A 19,329-nucleotide genomic window follows, 5' to 3' on the forward strand; every position below is an offset into this window, starting at 1 on the left:
CCGGGCCAAGGAGGCCCTGCGCGAACGGTAGTGGCTGTAGGAGCAGCCTTGTGCTGCGAAGAGGCCATCGCTGCCCAAGATGGTCTTTTGCCTTGCCGGCCTCTTCGCAGCACAAGGCTGCTCCTACAGGGAAATGAGCGAGCCTGAGCGATTGGGCCATTGCCGGCAAAGCAAGGCTAAAGCCCGACCAAAACAGGCCGATAACCGGTTATCCCCTGTTCCCCACCGAAGGTCACCATGGCCACGCAAAATGCCCGCGCGGACTCGTTGTCCCTGCTGCTGTTCACCCTGCGCAGCGGCAAGTTGATGGCAATCAACCTGCTCAAGGTCAGCGAGATCATCCCCTGCCCGCCGCTGACCAAACTGCCGGAATCGCACCCCAACGTGAAAGGTGTGGCGACCCTGCGTGGCCATTCGCTGTCGGTTATCGACCTGTCGCGCGCCATTGGCGAACGGCCCCTGGAAGACCCGCAAGGCGGCTGCCTGATCGTCACTGAAATCAGCCGCTCGCGCCAAGGCCTGCATGTGCAGGCGGTCAGCCGCATCGTGCATTGCCTGAGCACCGACATCAAACCGCCGCCCTTTGCTTCGGGCAACCGCTCGTACATCACCGGCGTGACGCGGGTCGACAACACCCTGGTGCAGGTGCTGGACATCGAAAAAGTCATCCACTCCATCGCCCCACCGCAGGCAGAACCAGCTCACGGCACCTTGAGCGAAGAAGACGCCAGCCTGCTGGCCGCCGCCAACATCCTGGTGGTGGACGACAGCCAGGTGGCCCTGCAGCAGTCGGTACATACCCTGCGCAACCTGGGCATCGAATGCCACACCGCGCGCAGCGCCAAGGACGCCATCAACGTGTTGCTGGAGCTGCAAGGCACCGCGCAGGAGATCAACATCATCGTCTCCGACATCGAAATGAGCGAAATGGACGGCTATGCCTTCACCCGCACCCTGCGCGAAACCCCTGACTTCCAGCACCTGTACGTGCTGCTGCACACCTCGCTGGACAGCGCAATGAGCAGCGAGAAGGCAACCCAGGCCGGGGCCAACGCCATCCTCACCAAGTTCTCCTCGCCAGAGCTGACCGATTGTCTGGTGGTGGCCGCGCGTACCGTGGTGTTTGCCGAGCACTGATATATTAAGCGACAAACTCCCCGGCTTGCCGCCGGGGGTGAGTCGGGCATAATTCGCGCCCCTCGCAAGCAAATTGCCGGAATCGCGTATGAAGTTTTTCAGCTCTATCCTGATCACCTGCGCCCTCTTCAGCGGTATCGCCCAGGCCTCCAGCAGCCAGGCCTGGAACGAGCAGCGCCAACAGATGCTCAAGGCCTGCCTGGCCGCCAGCCAGTTCAAGGATGCCCACGCCCGCGGCAAGCCCGCCGAGTTCGATGACCAGGTCGGCATGAGCGCCCTGCTGGTCGAAGGCGTCTACCCGCAGAAGCACATGCAGCAACGCACCGGCACCGAGCTGTGCCTGTACGACCGCCAGCACCAGCGTGCCTTCATCAGCGAGTGGAGCCCGGAAGCCAAGTGACCGACAGCTTGCGATTCGGTTGTACCGGCTGCGGCAAGTGCTGCACCGGTCACCACGTGCCCCTGACGCTGGCCGAGGCCCGCCGGTGGGCAGATGATGCCGGTCAGGTGATAGTGCTGATCGAGGCCTTCGTGACTGATGGCCCCGGTATGCCGCCTGAGCAGCGCGAACATGTGCTGCGCCGCTCGTATCCAGTGGCTTGCGGCAATGGCGAGGCACGCGTGTCGGTGACCTTCGCCGCGTTCAACCCCGGCCGATGCCGCAACCTCGGCGACAACGACCTGTGCACCATCTACGACCAGCGACCGTTGGTCTGTCGCATCTACCCGGTGGAAATCAACCCGCACATTCCGCTGCGCCCGGCCAGCAAGGACTGCCCGCCGGAGGCCTGGCAGCAAGGGCCGGAACTGATTCACGGCACGCGACTGGTCGATGCGGAACTGGAAGCGCTGGTGCAAGCGTCACGGCAGGCCGACCGCGATGACATTGCCGCCAAGGTGGCGGTGTGCCAGGCGCTGGGCATGACCACCAGTGCGCTCAAGGGCAATGGCTTTACCGCCTACCTGCCGGACATGGGCGCGTTTGCCACGGCGCTGGCGCGCGAGCAGAGGGATGACGATGGGCAGTGGACCTTGCATGTGCAGGATGAAACGCTGGTCGCCAGCTTGCAGGGGCTTGGTTTGCGCACTACCAGTGAAACCCCGGTGTACTACGCCTTCATCGGCTTCTAGCCTGAGCGACTGCAGAAACTCATGCACGGTAACTGTGGGAGCGGGCGTGCCCGCGAACACCGGCGCAGCCGGTGCCATCCACCGCGTTGTATTCTTCGCGGGCGTGCCCGCTCCCACACTGGTCCCCGGTCGCATACCACCAGGTGAAACTGACAGCGCTGTCAGCCAGCCGTCACGCTGCCGACCCGGTTCGGGGGCTATAAGATTGAGTACAGACAACCGTTTCCCTCCCTTCTGGCCAAGGTGCCCGCACCGATGCGACGTCCGTCCCGCTCTGCCTTCCTCGCCGCCCTGGCGCTCCTGGCCCTGGTGGGAGCAGGCATCTGGTTCAGCCAGCGCCAACCCGCACCGGCTACTCGCGCGCAAACCGCCGTGCCGGTACGCGTGGTCAGCGTCGCCCAGCAGGACGTGCCGCGCTATGCCAGCGCCATCGGCTCGGTGCTGTCGCTGCACAGCGTCGAGGTCCGGCCACAAGTGGAGGGCATACTCACTCAAGTGCTGGTCAAGGAAGGCCAATGGGTCAAGCAAGGCGACCTGCTCGCCACCCTGGACGACCGCAGCATCCGCGCCAGCCTCGACCAGGCCCGTGCACAACTCGGCCAGAGCCAGGCACAGATCCAGGTGGCCGGCGTCGACCTCAAGCGCTACCGCCTGCTCAGCAGCGATGACGGCGTGTCCAAGCAAACCCTCGACCAGCAACAGGCGTTGGTCAACCAGCTGCAAGCCACGGTCAAGGGCAACCAGGCGGCCATCGCCAATGCCGAGGTGCAACTCTCCTACACCCAGATACGTTCACCGGTAACCGGGCGCGTCGGCATCCGCAACATCGACCCCGGCAACCTGGTCCGCACCAGCGACACCCAAGGGCTGTTCAGCGTGACCCAGATCGACCCGATCGCCGTGGAGTTCTCGCTGCCGCAACAGATGCTGCCGACCCTGCAAGGCCTGCTCAAGGCGCAAGCCCCTGCGCTGGTCGAGGCCTACATGGATGCCGATGGCGAGCGCAACCTGCTGGGCGCAGGCCACCTTGCGCTGATCGACAACCAGGTTTCGGCCAACACCGGCACGGTGCGGGTCAAGGCCGAGTTCGACAACAAGGACGGCCTGCTGTGGCCGGGGCAACTGGTCACCGTACGATTGCGCACGGCAATGGACGAAGACGCCCTGGTGGTACCGCCCCCCGTGGTGCAACGCAGCATCGATGGCCACTTCGTCTACCGCGTCGACGGCGACAAGGTCACCAGCGTGCCGGTCAAGGTGCTGTACCAGGACAGCACGCTGAACATCGTCGCCGGGGTCAAGGCCGGGGACCAGCTGGTGCTCGACGGCCAGTCGCGCCTCAAACCCGGCTCCAGGGTCGAGATCACCCCTGATGCCCCGGCGCCTGCCGAGTTGGCCGACCGCAGGAGCCAGCCATGAACACCCGCAATGGCGTCTCGGCCTGGTGCATCGACCACCCCATCGCCACCCTGCTGCTGACCTTCGCCCTGGTGCTGCTGGGCGCCATCGCCTTCCCGCGGCTGCCCGTGGCGCCGCTGCCCGAGGCCGACTTCCCGACCATTCAGGTCACCGCCCAGCTGCCCGGTGCCAGCCCGGAAACCATGGCCTCGTCGGTGGCCACGCCGCTGGAGGTGCAGTTCAGCGCCATCCCCGGCATGACCCAGATGACCAGCAGCAGCGCGCTGGGCTCGACTACGCTGATTCTGCAGTTCACCCTCGACAAGAACATCGACACCGCCGCCCAGGAAGTGCAGGCCGCGATCAACACCGCCACCGCCCGCCTACCCCAGGACCTGCCCAGCCCGCCTACCTGGCGCAAGGTCAACCCGGCCGACAGCCCGGTGGTAATCCTCACCGTCAGCTCTGCACAGATGCCCGGCAACGAGCTCAGCGACTACGCCGAAACCCTCCTGGCCCGCCAGCTCAGCCAGATCGACGGGGTCGGCCTGATCAACATCACCGGCCAACTGCGCCCGGCCATCCGGGTGCAGGCACAACCCGAGAAACTCGCGGCCATCGGCCTGACCCTGGCCGACGTGCGCCAGGCCATCCAGCAGACCAGCCTGAACCTGGCCAAAGGCGCGCTGTACGGCGAGCACAGCGTGTCGACCATTGCCGCCAACGACCAGCTGTTTCACCCCGAAGACTATGCCCAGCTGATCGTCAGCTACCGCAACGGCGCCCCGGTGCACCTGAAGGACGTGGCCAAGGTGATCAACGGTGCCGAGAACGCGTATGTAAGGGCCTGGTCGGGCAATCAGCCGGGGCTTAACCTGGTGATCTTCCGCCAGCCCGGCGCCAATATCGTCGACACCGTGGACCGGGTGCTCGACGCCTTGCCGCGCTTGCAGGAAATGCTGCCGGCCTCGGTTGAAGTGTCCGTGCTGCAGGACCGCACCCAGACCATCCGCAGCTCGCTGCACGAGGTCGAGCTGACCCTGATGATCGCGGTGGCGCTGGTGATCGGGGTAATGGCGCTGTTCCTGCGTCAGTGGTCGGCCACCTTCATTGTCTCCAGCGTGCTCGGCGTCTCGCTGATCGCCACGTGCGCACTGATGTACGTGTTCGGTTTCAGCCTCAACAACCTGACCCTGGTGGCCATCGTCATTGCCGTCGGCTTCGTGGTCGATGACGCGATCGTCGTGGTGGAAAACATCCATCGCCACCTGGAAGCCGGCGACGATAGCCGCACCGCGGCGCTCAAAGGCGCCGGCGAGATCGGTTTCACCGTGGTGTCGATCAGTTTCTCGCTGATCGCCGCGTTCATTCCGCTGCTGTTCATGGGCGGTGTGGTGGGCCGGCTGTTCAAGGAGTTCGCCCTGACTGCCACGGCGACCATCATGATTTCGGTGGTGGTATCGCTGACCTTGGCCCCCACCCTTTCGGCGCTGTTCATGCGCCGACCACCCGGGGACCACCAGGGCGGTTTCGGCCAGCGCCTGCTGGGTTGGTACGAAAAAGGCCTGGATCGCGCGTTGGCCCACCGGCGGACCACACTCGGGGTATTCGGCATTACCCTGGCGCTGGCCGTGGCCGGCTACGTGGGCATCCCCAAAGGCTTTTTCCCGCTGCAGGACACCGGCTTCATTCTTGGCACCACCGAGGCAGCGGCGGATGTGTCCTACCCGTCGATGATCCAGAAGCACCTGGCGCTGGCGAAGATCATCGGTGACGACCCGGCAGTGCGCGCCTATTCGCACTCGGTGGGGGTGACCGGCAGCAACCAGACCATCGCCAACGGCCGTTTCTGGATCTCGCTCAAGCCCCGTGGCGAGCGCGACGTCTCGGCCAGCGAATGGATCGACCGGATTCGCCCGAAACTCGCCCAGGTGCCGGGCATCGTCCTGTACATGCGCGCCGGCCAGGACATCAACCTCAGCTCCGGCCCGTCACGCACCCAGTACCAGTACGTGCTCAAGAGCAACGACGGGGTCGCCCTCAACCTGTGGACCCAGCGCCTGACCGACCGCCTGCGGGAAAACCCGGCGCTGCGCGACCTGTCCAACGACCTGCAACTGGGCGCCAGCGTCACCCGCATCGATATCGACCGCCAGGCCGCGGCGCGTTTCGGCCTGACCACCACCGACGTCGACCAGGCCTTGTACGATGCCTTCGGCCAGCGCCAGATCAGCGAATTCCAGACCGAGACCAACCAGTACAAGGTCATCCTCGAACTGGACGCGCAACAGCGTGGCAAGGCTGAAAGCCTCAATTTCTTCTACCTGCGCTCGCCCCTGACCAACGAGATGGTGCCGCTGTCGGCCCTGGCGCATGTCGCCGCGCCAAGCACCGGGCCGCTGTCGATCAGCCACGACAGCCTGTTCCCGGCCGCCAACCTGTCGTTCAACCTGGCCCCCGGCGTTGCCTTGGGCGATGCGGTGCAGATCCTGGAGCGTGCGCAGCGCGAGCTGGGCATGCCCGACTCGATCACCGGCAATTTCCAGGGCGCCGCCCAGGCGTTCCAGAGCTCGCTGTCGAGCCAGCCCTACCTGATCCTTGCCGCGCTGGTGGCGGTGTACATCATCCTCGGCGTGCTGTACGAGAGCTTCGTCCACCCGCTGACCATCATCTCCACCCTGCCCTCCGCCGGCCTGGGCGCGATCATCCTGCTGTGGGCCAGCGGGCAGGACTTCAGCATCATGGGGCTGATCGGCGTGGTACTGCTGATCGGCATCGTCAAGAAGAACGGCATCCTGCTCATCGACTTCGCGCTCGAAGCCCAGCGCCATCACGGCATGACGCCCGAGCAGGCGATACGCCAGGCCTGCCTGGTGCGCTTCCGCCCGATCATCATGACTACCCTGGCCGCGCTGCTGGGCGCAGTGCCGCTGATGTTCGGCTTTGGCACCGGCGCCGAGCTGCGCCAGCCACTGGGCATTGCGGTGGTGGGTGGCCTGCTGGTGAGCCAGGCCCTGACGCTGTTCACCACCCCGGTCATATACTTGGCCCTGGAGCGCCTGTTCCACCGCCGCCAGGCCGCCCCTGCGGCAGCGCCAAGTGCCAGCTAGGACAAGACCATGCGTGTGCTGATCATCGAAGACGAAGAAAAAACCGCCGACTACCTGCATCGCGGCCTGAGCGAACAGGGCTTTACCGTGGACCTGGCACGGGACGGCATCGATGGCCTGCACCTGGCTCTGGAGGGCGACTACGCGGTAATCGTGCTGGATGTGATGCTGCCTGGCCTGGACGGCTATGGTGTGCTGCGCGCCTTGCGCGCGCGCAAACAGACGCCGGTGATCATGCTGACCGCCCGTGAGCGGGTCGAAGACCGCATTCATGGCCTGCGTGAAGGCGCCGACGACTACCTGGGCAAGCCGTTCTCGTTCCTCGAACTGGTCGCCCGCCTGCAAGCCCTGACCCGCCGCAGCAGCAGCCATGAACCGTTGCAGGTGCAAGTGGCAGACTTGTGGATCGACCTGATGGCACGCAAGGCCACACGCGCCGGCCAGCGTCTGGACCTGACTGCCAAGGAGTTCTCGCTGCTCAGCGTGCTGGCCCGGCGGCAGGGTGAAATCCTGTCGAAGACGGCGATTGCCGAGCTGGTCTGGGACATCAACTTCGACAGCGACGCCAACGTCGTGGAAGTGGCGATCAAACGCCTGCGCGCCAAGCTCGACGGGCCCTTCGACAACAAGCTGCTGCACACCATCCGAGGCATGGGCTATGTCCTGGAAAACCGTGCGGGGTAATTCCATCGCCCTGCGCCTGTCGGCGCTGTTCATTCTGGTGGCGCTGGGTGTATTCCTGCTGATCGGCTGGGCGCTGTATCGCCAGGTCGACCGCAGCCTCGACCTGCTGCCGCAAGCGGAGCTGGACGCGCGCTTCAGCGTGCTCGAATCCACCCTAAACCGCTTCGGCACGCCAGATCACTGGACCAAGATCAACAACAAGCTCAACCTGCTCAGCGAAGAGGACAAGCGCATCCGCTTCTGGGTGGTCAGCAGCAACCCGGCCTACGACTACGGTCACCCCAGCGAGCTGGTGCGCGCCTTCGCCGAGGGGCCACAGGGCATGCGCGACCTGCACCTGCCTGACCGGCCCTACCCGTACAAGGTGCTGGTCAGTGAACTACCGGCGCTGGGCGAACGGCCGGCACTGCGCTTTCTGATCGGCATCGACACCGAAACCTTCTGGCAGGCCCAGCACAGCTTGCTGGTGGCGATTGTCGGGCTGGCAGTACTCGGCGTGCTGCTGGCTTCAGTACTGGGTTACTGGGTGGCGCGCATTGGCTTGCGCCCCCTACTGGCGTTGTCCAACGAGGCACAGGCCCTGGCACCTCCACGCCTGGACGGGCGTTTGCAAACCCATGCCCTGGCGCCGGAGCTGGCACAGTTCGCGGGGGCCTTCAACGCCGCGCTCGACCGGGTCAGCCAGGCCTACTCACGGCTGGAAGCCTTCAACGCCGACGTCGCCCACGAGCTGCGCTCGCCGCTGACCAACCTGATCGGCCAGACCCAGGTCGCGCTGACCCGCGGCCGCAGTGCCGAGCATTACTTCGAAGTGCTGCAATCGAACCTGGAAGAGCTGGAGCGCCTGCGCGGCATCATCAACGACATGCTGTTCCTGGCCAGCGCCGACCAAGGCAGCAAGGCCACCGCCCTGATCCAGGCCTCCCTGGCCGAGGAAGTGGCAACCACCCTCGACTACCTGGACTACATCCTAGAAGACGCCCAGGTCAGCGTGAGCGTGATCGGCGATGCCCGGGCGCCCATCGAAAAGGCCCATTTCCGCCGGGCGCTGATCAATCTGCTGAACAACGCCGTGCAGCACACCGCGCCGCATCAGGTGATCCAGGTGCAGATCGATGCCGGGCCCAAGCAGGTCAGCATCGCCGTGAGCAACCCGGGGCCGGCGATTGACGATGAGCACCTGCCGTTGCTGTTCGAGCGCTTCTACCGCGTGGATGCGGCGCGCAGCAACAGCGGTGGGGGTAACCATGGGTTGGGGTTGGCGATCGTCAAGGCGATTGCACTGATGCATGGGGGGGAGGTGTTTGTGCGCAGCGGGGCCGGGCTCAATACCTTCGGTATCCAATTGCCGACCTTGAGGCCTGCGCGCTCTGTGTAGGAGCGGCCTTGTGCCGCGAAAGGGTCGCGAAGCGGCCCCAGACTCTTTGGCAGGGCCAAGATTGCCGGGGCTGCTGCGCAGCCCATTCGCGGCGCAAGGCCGCTCCTACAAAGACCGCGCAGGCTCTCTAGTGCGGGGCTTTGCGGCGAAAGTACTATTGCTTTTCTTTGGATCGTTACCTTTTGCGCAACAGTGCTTATCGCACTTCGCTCTGTTTCAAGTGTACTGAAAGGACTAACTTTACCCCTGTCCTCATTAGCACTTGCCCCGCAAGAAGGTAGTTTCAAATGTCCAACAGTATGGGTATTGCCAGCGTCTTCGTTCTGTCTTCCCTGTTGTTGTCGCCCCTGGCCATGGCCGAAGAATCCAGCGCTTTCGTCACCCGTAATGCAGAGCTCGCCGCCGTCCATCAAGATGCCCGCGACGCGGTAGCTGCAAACCAGGCTGACGCCGCCAAAGACGCAAAACAGACAGCTTCCAAAGTTTCTGTCGATGCCAACGCCGACAGCTGATCAAGCGCTGTCACTGCTCCCGATTTCCCTTGGCAACGCATTGGGCACCACCGGTGCCGATATGTTAGCCTTTTAAAGCCGCTGCCGATCAGCGGCTTTTTTTATGTGCTTTAACTCTCAGCCACGCTGTAACGTCTACCTATAAAAAAGACGCACATTCAAAAATAAAAACTGCCCACCGTCAGACCAAAGGAGCTAGTACCGGTGCCTTCCGCGTTTCGTTTTACCCCGCTATTCATTGCGTTGACTGCAACGATCCCTTTCGCCGCCCAGGCAGATGAAGACAAGGCTGATGGCTTCATCGAAGGCTCGTCCTTCAACCTGCATTTCCGTAATGCCTACTTCAACCGCGACAACCACAACGCTGGCGTGCGTGACACCCGCGAGTGGGGCCAGGGCGCGGTTGCGCGCTTCGAGTCGGGCTACACCCCTGGCGTGATCGGCTTTGGCCTGGATGCACATGCCATGCTGGGCCTCAAGCTGGACGGCGGTGGCGGCCATGCCGGCACCAGCATCCTGCCCGAGCACATCAAGGACGACGGTGAGCTGGGCGCTGCCCCGCATTCGTTCTCCACTGCCGGTGCTGCGATCAAGCTCAAGGCGTTCGACACCGAGCTGAAAGCCGGTGATCTGTTCCTCACCAACCCGGTAATCGCTGGCGGCGAAACCCGCATGCTGCCGCAGACCTTCCGTGGTGTGAGCCTGACCAACACCAGCATCGACGGCCTGCTGCTCGAAGGCGGCCAGGTGAGCTTCACCCACCCGTACAACCAGAGCGGCCACCGCCGCATCGACACCTACTATGGGTCGCTGAACGAGCACGACAAGAGCAAGCACCTTAACTGGGCCGGCGCGTCGTGGAGCGGTACCGAGAACATCACCACCAACCTTTACGCCGCCGAGCTGAAGGACATCTGGAACCAGTACTACGCTGACTTCGACTACACCTACGTGGTCAACGACCTGGTGAGCCTGAACCCGGGCGTGCACTTCTACCACACCCAGGACACCGGCCAGGCCCTGCTGGGCAAGATCGACAACAACACCTACAGCGTGCACTTCACCGTCAACGCAGGCTTCCATAGCGTCACCGCCGCCTACCAGCGGGTGAATGGCAACACGCCATTCGACTACATCAACCTGGGCGACAGCGTGTACCTGGACAACTCGCGCATGTACTCGGACTTCAACGCGCCAAACGAGCGCTCGTGGAAGCTGCAGTACGACTATGACTTCGCCGGTGTCGGCGTGCCTGGCCTGACCACCTCGCTGTCATACTCGCGCGGTGAGGCCGACCTGACCAAGGCCACCCAGGACACCAGTCACTACGACTACTACCGTGAAGATGGCAAGAACGCCACGCACTGGGAACGTGACCTGGACGTGAAGTACGTGTTCCAGGAGGGTGACCTGAAGGACCTGTCGGTACTGGTGCGCTACGCCACCCACCGTGGCAGCCAGGGTTATGCGTCGATCGATAGCAACAGCGACAACGACGAAGTGCGCGTGATCGTCGACTATCCGCTGAACGTGTTCTGATCCAGGACCGCTAGCGAGGGCTCCGCCCTCGATCGCCGGCAAGCCAGCTCTCACAGGTATTGCATAACCGCTAAGCCTGATGTTGTACCTGTGGGAGCTGGCTTGCCGGCGAAGGGCTGCGCAGCAGCCCCAGACGTGATTCCGTCGGACAAATCTTGTCCGACAATCACTGCTTCCCTAGAATGTCGCCGCCGCGAATGGCCCTGCCCACGCAGTAGCGAGCATGCCCACCCGATTACCGCGTTTCGCATTTCTCAGGTCGCACCCCGAGCTGACCCTTAACCTGGGCAGTTGCCTTGCCGTGCTCGCCATCGTGGCCATCGTCAGCTTCCTGCTGGCGCGTGAACGTGACAGCGTCGAGCTGTCGGCGATTCGCTCTTCCAACAACATAGTCCAGCTGATCGAAAGCGACATCCTGCGCAACGCCGAACTCTACGACCAGTCGCTGCAGGGCCTGATCTGGGCCGTGGGGCGCAAGGAGCTGCCAGAAATACCCGGCCCGCTGCGCCAGCGCCTGCTGTTCAATGAAGCCTTCGTCGACCGCAAACGCGGTGACGTGCTATGGCTGGACAAGCAAGGCAATGTGGTGGGCGATTCCACCAGCAGTGTGCCGCGCAAGGCCAACTTTGGCGAAACCGGTGTGTTCAAGGCACACCAGGCCAACGCCAATCTGGGCTTGCTGGTAGGCCCGCCATTCAAGGCCAAGCTCGGCGACCTGGACTGGTGTATCAGCTTCAGCCGGCGCATCCCCGGCCCCGATGGCGAGTTTGCCGGGCTGGCAGCAGGCGCATTGCGCCTGTCGTACTTCAGTGAGCTGTTCCAGCGCCTGGACATCGGTGACGACAGCAGCATCAACCTGTTCAATACCGACGGGCAGCTCCTCGCCCGCCAGCCCTCACGCCCGCAAGACCCGCTGATCGGCACCAACTATGCCGAGCGGCCCAACTTCAAGCGCATTCTCAGCGAACAGAGCGGTAACTTCACAGCCCGCTCTGGCAGCGACGGCAACCCGCGCATGTACACCTTCGCCCGGGTCGCGCAGTTGCCGCTGATCGTGCTGGTGGTGCACTCGGCCGACGAGGTGTTCCAGTCCTGGCGCCGCACCGCGATTCTGGTTAGCGTCGCCACAGGTGTGCTGTGCGTGGGCATTCTCTGGTTGACCCTGCTGCTGGGCCGCGAACTGCGCCGCCGCCAGGAGGCCGAACAGGGCCTGGCGACGTTAGCCGCCACCGACAGCCTGACCGGCTTGGCCAACCGCCGTCGTCTGGACCAGGTGCTGCGCCAGGAATGGGCGCGTGCGCAGCGCAATCGCAAGCCATTGGCCGTGCTGATGGTGGATGTGGACCACTTCAAGGCATTCAACCAACGACACGGCCATGCCGGTGGTGACCACGCGTTGCGGGAGGTGGCCAAAACCATCGAGGCGAGCATCCGCCGTCCTGCAGATCTGGCCGCTCGTTATGGGGGGGAGGAGTTTCAGGTGGTACTGCCGGAAACCGACCTTGCCGGCGCGCGGCTGCTGGCCGAGCGCATTAGGACCAGTGTGGAAGCGCTGGCACCTTTTGCCGATGACGCCCACTCGGTGACGGTGAGCATCGGCATAGGCCTGTCCGGCCCCCAGCACGACCTGAGCAGTGTGCTGGGGGCTGCGGACGAAGCGCTCTACCGGGCCAAGGCCAAGGGCCGCAACCGGGTAGAGGGGCCCGACGCTTAGGAGCGGGCGCGGGCGGCGTTGCGCAGGGCCTTGACCTGGTCATGGTTGCGCTGCACGCCTTGCAGCTGTTTTTCCACCAGGTTGTAGGTCATGTCGCTGGCACTGCGGCCCAGTTTTACCAGCTTCTCGCGCGCTTCCTTGTAGGCCTTGAGGGCGTGGTCCTCACCGCGCTCGACCTCGTTCAGCACCGCTTCTTCGTCCTTGCCGGTGACCATCGACTTCAGGTTGACCCAGCCGCGATGCAAGTCGCCGCTGATGCTGGTGGAGGTTTCCGGGTCGCCACCCAGGCGGCGCACTTCGCTTTGCAGTTCGCCAGCGGCATTGGCGCATTCACCGGCACGCTGCACGAAGAACGCTTTCAGCTCTGGATTCTTCACGTCATCGGCCGAGGCTTTGAACCCTTTCTCGCCATCCTTGCTGTATTCGATCAGATCGTTGAGTACGTCAATCACGTCTTTGTTGGGGTTGCTCATGGTCGAACTCCTTGGCAGGTGATAGTCATCTACAGAGTTGCAGCGTTCGTGCCATGCTCTCTAAAAAAATAAATTCTTTAGTTTTCAATTACTTGTCGAAACAAAAAGAATGGCTGATACCGGCGTTCTGCATGATCGCCGCTTGGGCCTTCGTGCAGATTGCAGTATGGTCGGCGCTTTCCACTGAAGGTGCGCCGAAGATGAAGCCGGAAATGCTCGAATTGCTGGTGACCCGCAGCATGCCGTTCGGCAAATACCAGGGGCGCATCATTGCCGACCTGCCGGGGGACTACCTGGCGTGGTTTGCGCGCAAGGGCTTCCCCACGGGGGAACTGGGCGGGTTGCTGGCGTTGATGCATGAAATCGACCACAACGGGCTGGGGGATCTGCTGGTACCGTTGCGCAAGAAGCATGGGCGTTGACCTGCTCCGGCCTCTTCGCGGGCATGCCCGCTCCCACAGGTCTGCATGATCTCGAAATGTGCAGGAACCTGTGGGAGCGGGCGTGCCCGCGAAGAGGCCAGTAAAGGCTACAGAAGTCGCTAGCCTTTCACGGGCGCCACGGCCAACTCTACCCGCTCGCTCTTCTTGATCACCGCATACACCACCGCCGTCAGCAGGCTACCCGCCACGATCGCCAGCAAATACAGCAAGGCATGGTTGATCGCATTGGGGATCAGCAGCACGAACAAGCCGCCGTGCGGTGCCATCAGCTTGCAACCGAAGTACATCGACAACGCCCCCGTCAGCGCACCACCGGCGATACTGGCCGGGATCACCCGCAGCGGGTCCTTGGCAGCGAACGGGATCGCCCCTTCGGAAATGAAGCACAGCCCCAGCGCCAACGCGGCCTTGCCCGCCTCACGCTCGCTCTGGGCGAACTTGCGCCGGGCCAGGAATGTGGCGATGCCCAGGCCGATCGGCGGCACCATGCCGGCGGCCATGGTCGCCGCCATCGGTGCGTAGCTCGACGACGCCAGCAACCCCACCGAGAAGGCATAAGCGGCCTTGTTGATCGGCCCACCCAGATCGACACACATCATGCCGCCCAGCAACAGCCCCAGCAGAATGGCATTGGTGGTACCCATGCTGTCGAGGAAGTGCGTGAGGCCCTCGAGCATGGCCGCCACCGGCTGGCCGACCACGTAGATCATCACCAGGCCGGTGACCAGGCTGGCCAGCAGCGGAATGATCAAGATCGGCTTGAGCGCTTCCAGGCTACTGGGCAAGCGCGCCCAGCGGGCAATGGCCTTGGCGCTGTAACCGGCAATGAAGCCGGCGACGATGCCACCGATGAAGCCGGCACCCAAGGTGCTGGCCAGCAGGCCACCGATCATTCCCGGCGCAAGCCCCGGGCGGTCGGCGATGGACCAGGCGATATAGCCCGCCAGCAGCGGCACCATCAGCTTGAACGCGGCCTCCCCGCCGATTTGCATCAACGCAGCCGGCAAGGTGCCCGGCTGTTTGTAGGCCTCGATGCCGAACACGAACGACAGCGCAATCAACAGGCCGCCCGCCACCACCATGGGCAGCATGAACGACACGCCGGTGAGCAGGTGCTTGTACACACCCGTCTTCTCACCCTTCGCCGTCGTGGCAGCCGCTGCGGCATCGGCGCTGGTTTCCACCTTGGCTTCGGCCAGCGCCTTGTCCAGGGTGGCGCGTGCCTGCTTGAGCGCAATGCCGGTGCCGCACCGGTAGATACGCTTGCCGGCAAACCGCGCGGTAGGCACTTCGATGTCAGCAGCCAGCAGTACGACATCCGCTCCAGCGATGGCCTCGGCAGACAAGGGGTTACGCGCACCGACCGAACCCTGGGTTTCGACTGTGAGCTGATAGCCCATTTGTTGCGCGGCTTGCTGCAAAGCCTCCGCCGCCATGAACGTGTGCGCGACGCCCGTCGGGCAGGCCGTGACTGCGACGATGCGTGTGCCAGCGCTGGCAACCTCGGCCGGCGCGTCTGCTGCAGCTAGCAATAGTTGGGCGTTGGCCGCCGCTTCATCAAGAAAGCCCTCGCGGTCGGCCAGGGCCTGGGATGGCGTGCTCTGGTACACACGCTTGCCGACGAAGCGGGCCAGGTCCACCGGGCCGGTGCTGATCACCAGCACCCAGTCGGCCTCGGCAATCTGCACGGTGCTCAGTTGCCGCTCGGGGTGCCCGGCATCCTGCACTTCCACACTGGTGCTCCAGCCGCGCCGCTGGGCAGCGGCAGACAGCAAGCGCGCGCTCAGCACACTCGACACCTGGCCGTTGGGGCAGGCGGTGACAATGGCAATGTTCATCGGCAACCCTCTTGTTGTTCTGTCAGTTGCACTGCGGCTTCCAGTCGCGCCAGCTGCTCACGGTCACGGATGCCGAAGCCAACCTGGGTGACGGCCTGGGCGGCAATCGCCGTGGCGCGGGCCAGCGTCTGCGCAGGGGCCTCGCCCTGCAGCAGGCCATGGACCATGCCGGCCACCAGCGAATCCCCCGCCCCTACCGTGCTGGCAACCCTTACCTTGGGCGGGCAGGCATGCAGGGCCAGGTCGCGGGCGAACCAGCTGACGCCCTGCTCGCCGGCAGACACCACCACATGTTCGACGCCGCGGCCCAGCAACTGCTCGGCGGCAGCACGTTGCTGCGCTGGGTTATCCACAGCCTGGCCAAGCACTTCGCCGAGCTCTTCAGTATTGGGTTTGACCAACCAGGGCGCGCTTTGCAGGCCAGCGCGCAAGGCCTCGCCGCTGCTGTCCAGCGCCACCTTGAGGCCAAGGGCCTTCAACCGGTCCAGTAACTGGCGGAACCAGTCGGCGCTGATCCCTCGCGGCAGGCTGCCCGCCACCACCACGGCATCGTGCCCCGGGGCGACCTGCTGCAGGCGGTGCAGCAAGGCACTGCATGCCGCCTCGTCGACCTCCGGGCCTTGGCCATTGATGTCCGTGACGCGGCCATCGGCCTCAACCAGCTTGATGTTGCTGCGGGTTTCGCCCGGCACGCGAACAAAGCAGTCGGTAAAGCCGCGCCAGTCGATCAGCGCCTCGAACGGCTGCAGGTTATCGCGCCCGAGGAAACCGCCAACGGTCACGCTGTGCCCCAGGTCGGCCAGTACCTGGGCAACGTTCAGCCCTTTACCCGCCGCGTGACTCTGTTGGGCCTGGCTGCGGTTGACCTGCCCCGGGCGCAGGGTATCGAGGCCGATGGTGATATCCAGCGCCGGGTTCAGGGTGAGGGTGAGGATCTTGGCCATTCAGTAACGCTCCACCAGCGCGCGAACCGCTGCGGCGCTGTCTTGTTGCAGGGCCTCGCGCGCCAAGGCGCGGGCCGTCTGATGATCGGCCTGGCGAACCAGGGCCTTGACTTCGGCGATGCTGCGCGCGGACACGCTGAGTTCGTCCACGTCCAGCCCCAGCAGCACAGGCACCGCCTGGGGGTCGGCCGCCAGCTCGCCGCACACGCCCACCCATTTACCGTGGGCATGGGCGGCGCGCACGGTCATGTCGATCAGGCTCAATACCGCCGGGTGCAGGCCGTCGGCCTGGGCCGAAAGGCTGGGGTGGCCACGGTCGATGGCCAGGGTGTACTGGGTCAGGTCGTTGGTGCCGATACTGAAGAAATCCACTTCGCGGGCCAGTTGCGCGGCCAGCAGGGCCGCCGAAGGCACCTCCACCATGATGCCCAGTTGCAGGTCGGCCACCGGGATTTCTGCACGCAGGCGCTCGACCATAGCCCGCGCCTCGCGCCACTCATGCACCTGGCCCACCATCGGGAACATGATGCGCAGCGGGCGCTGGTCGGCAGCCCTGAGCAAGGCGCGCAGCTGGTCTTCCATCACTTGCGGGCGTTGCAAGGTCAGGCGTACGCCACGTACGCCGAGGAAGGGGTTTTCCTCGGCGGTGATCGGCCAGTACGGCAGCGGCTTGTCGCCGCCTACATCGAGGGTGCGCACCACCAGCGGCCTGCCGTCCAGGCCATCGAGCACACGACGGTACTCGGCCTCCTGGGTGGCAACGTCGGGGGCCTGGGTGTGGGCCATGAAAATCAGTTCGGTGCGCAGCAAGCCCACACCTTCGGCGCCCTGCTCCACCACCTTGGCGATGCCGCTGCTCTCACCGATGTTGGCGAACACTTCCACGGCGTGGCCATCGCGGGTGACAGCGGGCTCAAAACGGTTGGCCCAGGCGGCTTGCAAACGCTGTTCGCGCGCATCACGCTCGGCCAGCGCACTTTGCAACTCATCCTCCGGCGGTGCCACGCTGACCACGCCGCGCTGGCCATCCAGCAGCAATGGTGTGCCAGCTTCCAGCAACAGGATCGCCGCCCCCGCGCCGACCACCGCCGGGATGCCCAAGGCACGGGCCACAATGGCGCTGTGGGCGGTGGCACCACCCTGTGCAGTGACAATACCGGCGACCCGGTTTGGGTCCAGCCGGGCGACGTCGGAAGGGCCAACTTCGGTCATCACCAGTACGTACGGTTGCTCGGGCTCAGCCTGGGCGTGCACACCGCACAACTGCGCCAGCACGCGGCGGCCGATGTCGCGCAAATCGGCGGCGCGCTCGGCCAGCAGGGCATCGTGCAACGCCTCCTGCTGGCGGGCTGCGGCTTCGATCACTGCCATCCACGCCGCCGCAGCGCTTTCCCCCTGGGCAAGGCGCTGCTCGACATCATCGGTCAAGGCCGGGTCGGCGAGCATTTCCTGGTGAGTGACGAAAATCTCGCCAATGGCCTTGTCGCTGCGCTGGACCAAGGCCTGCAGCTCACTGTGCACCGTTGCCAGGGCCTGGCGCAGCTTTTGCCGTTCCTGGGCACAGGACTCCCCGCGCAGGGGGTAGTCGAACTCACGCTCGACACACACATGGGCAGGGCCACTGGCAATGCCGGGGGCAGCGCCCACGCCCTGAACCCGGCTACCGGCCGCGGGGGCTTGCAGCACCTGGGCGGCAACACTGGCAACGGGCTCCGCACTTTGCGGCAGCGGCTCCACCTCTTCACCCAGGCCTTGTTCGATAGCAGCCAGCAGCACCGGCAAGGCATCGGCGGCGATACCCGGCTCGGCCACCAGTTCCAGGGCCTGGCCACGACGGGCACCGAGGCTGAGCAGCTTGCTCAGGCTCTTCACCGACACCGCCGGCTGCGCGCTGTCGACCAGACGTATACGGATTTCCCCTTCAAAACCTTTCGCCAGTTGCGCCAGCACCTTGGCCGGGCGGGCATGCAAGCCATGCGGGTTGGCCAGCACAATGCGCGCGCTGGGCCAGTCTGCTGGCGCCTCGCCGCCCAGCACTTCCAGCACTGCACGGCTGCTGGTGGCCTGATAGAGCATCTGCCCGCGGCCTTCGATCAGCACTTCACACAGGCGCTCAAGCAGGGCCTGATGAGCCGCGCCAAGGCTGGCCAGGCAGAACAGGCCATTGAGCGGCTGGTCGCGGTAACGCAGTGGCTGCTGTGGGGTAATAAAAGCCAGGCCCGGCTGGCGCACCTGGCGCTCGCTGTGCAGCCACCACAGGCCCTCGCCCAGTGGCAGCGGCTCGGCCTGCTGCAGCACAGCGGCAAAACCGCTGTCGACGCAGTCGGCGCGCTGCAACAGGCGGGCACCGCGCCAGGCCAGTTCGTCGAAGTCTTCAGCCGGCAGGTTCAGGCCGACCAGTTGCGCATCCAGCGCCAGCTCTTGTGGCGCGCCTTGCAGCAGCTTGAGCAGTGCTTCGGCGGAACTGGCCCGGCGCAGCGCTTCGGCCAGGTCGGTTTCGCCCAGGGCGCGGGTCAGCAGTTGCAGCAAGCGTAGGTGTTCGTCGGAACGGGCGGCGATACCGATGGCCAGATAGACCATTTGCCCATCGCCCCAGTCCACGCCTTCGGGAAACTGCAACAGACGCACGCCGGTGGCATACACCAGATCACGGGTTTGCGGGGTGCCATGGGGGATGGCGATGCCCTGGCCAAGGAAGGTGGAGCCTTGCGCCTCGCGATCCTGCAACCCCTGCAGGTACCCCTGCGCGACAAGGCCGTCGGCAACCAGCCGGTCCGCCAGCAGGCGCAACGCCGCGGCCTTGTCGGCGGCCGTCTGGCCCATGGCTATCTGCTCCTTGGCGAGTTCGAGCATGACCTTCTCCTTTTGCAGTTCCCGGTCGGGTACTGGAGTATTGTTGTGAAATTCACATGAAGGGCCAGTTCAACAGCCTTGCACAGATGGCAGCCGAGGCAGAAAATTCGGCAGCTGAAACGTTTAATCTGACCAGACGGCCACGTTACTCGATAATCTGCCCGGTAAAAAGCCC

General features: G+C 64.6%; 15 protein-coding genes. 11 read left to right on the forward strand and 4 right to left on the reverse strand.

Translation table 11 applies throughout. The annotated features are described in order from the left end of the window. Positions 1–237 precede the first annotated feature (237 nt). The 10 genes from SB765_RS26530 to SB765_RS26575 all read left to right on the forward strand — a co-directional run bounded on the left by SB765_RS26530 (position 238) and on the right by SB765_RS26575 (position 12,603). Complete coding sequence (locus SB765_RS26530; RefSeq protein WP_016501438.1) at positions 238–1,137, forward strand: chemotaxis protein; 900 nt, start codon at positions 238–240, stop codon at positions 1,135–1,137. Between the two features lie 88 nt (positions 1,138–1,225). Further along, positions 1,226–1,537, forward strand: a complete 312-nt coding sequence (locus SB765_RS26535) for a hypothetical protein (RefSeq protein WP_016501439.1) — start codon at positions 1,226–1,228, stop codon at positions 1,535–1,537. Next, positions 1,534–2,268: a YkgJ family cysteine cluster protein gene (locus tag SB765_RS26540; protein ID WP_410932191.1), complete on the forward strand. Its 735-nt coding sequence runs from the start codon at positions 1,534–1,536 to the stop codon at positions 2,266–2,268. The genes SB765_RS26535 and SB765_RS26540 overlap by 4 nt, the downstream gene beginning before the upstream one ends. Before the next feature lie 255 nt (positions 2,269–2,523). Further along, on the forward strand, positions 2,524–3,687 hold the full coding sequence (locus SB765_RS26545) for an efflux RND transporter periplasmic adaptor subunit (protein ID WP_410932192.1): 1,164 nt from the start codon (positions 2,524–2,526) through the stop codon (positions 3,685–3,687). After that, a complete protein-coding gene (locus SB765_RS26550) occupies positions 3,684–6,776 on the forward strand; it encodes a multidrug efflux RND transporter permease subunit (protein ID WP_410932193.1) in 3,093 nt (1,030 codons plus the stop codon). Before SB765_RS26545 ends, SB765_RS26550 begins: the two co-directional genes overlap by 4 nt. Before the next feature lie 9 nt (positions 6,777–6,785). Then, positions 6,786–7,460 carry a heavy metal response regulator transcription factor gene (locus SB765_RS26555; protein WP_012270545.1) on the forward strand — a complete coding sequence of 225 codons (675 nt, stop codon included), beginning with the start codon at positions 6,786–6,788 and terminating at the stop codon, positions 7,458–7,460. Next, positions 7,435–8,838 carry a heavy metal sensor histidine kinase gene (locus tag SB765_RS26560; RefSeq protein WP_410932194.1) on the forward strand — a complete coding sequence of 468 codons (1,404 nt, stop codon included), beginning with the start codon at positions 7,435–7,437 and terminating at the stop codon, positions 8,836–8,838. Before SB765_RS26555 ends, SB765_RS26560 begins: the two co-directional genes overlap by 26 nt. Before the next feature lie 287 nt (positions 8,839–9,125). Further along, the gene (locus tag SB765_RS26565) at positions 9,126–9,350 is read left to right on the forward strand and encodes a hypothetical protein (RefSeq protein WP_341797591.1); all 225 of its coding nucleotides are present in this window, start codon (positions 9,126–9,128) and stop codon (positions 9,348–9,350) included. Positions 9,351–9,554: 204 nt separating this feature from the next. Continuing rightward, positions 9,555–10,889 (forward strand): OprD family porin, encoded by a 1,335-nt coding sequence (locus SB765_RS26570; protein ID WP_410932195.1) that lies wholly within the window; start codon positions 9,555–9,557, stop codon positions 10,887–10,889. Positions 10,890–11,112: 223 nt separating this feature from the next. Then, positions 11,113–12,603, forward strand: coding sequence for a sensor domain-containing diguanylate cyclase (locus SB765_RS26575; protein ID WP_410932196.1), 1,491 nt, complete (start codon positions 11,113–11,115; stop codon positions 12,601–12,603). Here the strand turns inward: SB765_RS26575 and SB765_RS26580 are convergent. After that, positions 12,600–13,076, reverse strand: a complete 477-nt coding sequence (locus SB765_RS26580) for a ferritin-like domain-containing protein (protein WP_138737424.1) — start codon at positions 13,074–13,076, stop codon at positions 12,600–12,602. The genes SB765_RS26575 and SB765_RS26580 overlap by 4 nt on opposite strands. Positions 13,077–13,276: 200 nt before the next feature. On the opposite strand from SB765_RS26580, the gene SB765_RS26585 reads away from it, so the two are divergent. Then, entirely contained in the window at positions 13,277–13,498 is a 222-nt protein-coding gene (locus tag SB765_RS26585) for a DUF3820 family protein (RefSeq protein ID WP_049277254.1), read from the forward strand. 119 nt (positions 13,499–13,617) lie between these two features. On the opposite strand, the gene SB765_RS26590 is transcribed toward SB765_RS26585, so the two are convergent. From SB765_RS26590 to ptsP, 3 genes are read right to left on the reverse strand one after another with little or no spacing between them, the layout of a single operon-like run. Then, entirely contained in the window at positions 13,618–15,357 is a 1,740-nt protein-coding gene (locus tag SB765_RS26590) for a PTS fructose-like transporter subunit IIB (protein ID WP_341797588.1), read from the reverse strand. Continuing rightward, the gene (gene pfkB, locus SB765_RS26595; protein WP_174370510.1) at positions 15,354–16,301 is read right to left on the reverse strand and encodes a 1-phosphofructokinase; all 948 of its coding nucleotides are present in this window, start codon (positions 16,299–16,301) and stop codon (positions 15,354–15,356) included. Before pfkB ends, SB765_RS26590 begins: the two co-directional genes overlap by 4 nt. Next, positions 16,302–19,154: a phosphoenolpyruvate--protein phosphotransferase gene (gene ptsP, locus SB765_RS26600; protein WP_410932197.1), complete on the reverse strand. Its 2,853-nt coding sequence runs from the start codon at positions 19,152–19,154 to the stop codon at positions 16,302–16,304. Between the last annotated feature and the right edge of the window lie 175 nt (positions 19,155–19,329).

The sequence above is a fragment of the Pseudomonas sp. SIMBA_067 genome, assembly GCF_046534675.1.
Classification (GTDB): Bacteria; Pseudomonadota; Gammaproteobacteria; order Pseudomonadales; family Pseudomonadaceae; genus Aquipseudomonas; species Aquipseudomonas putida.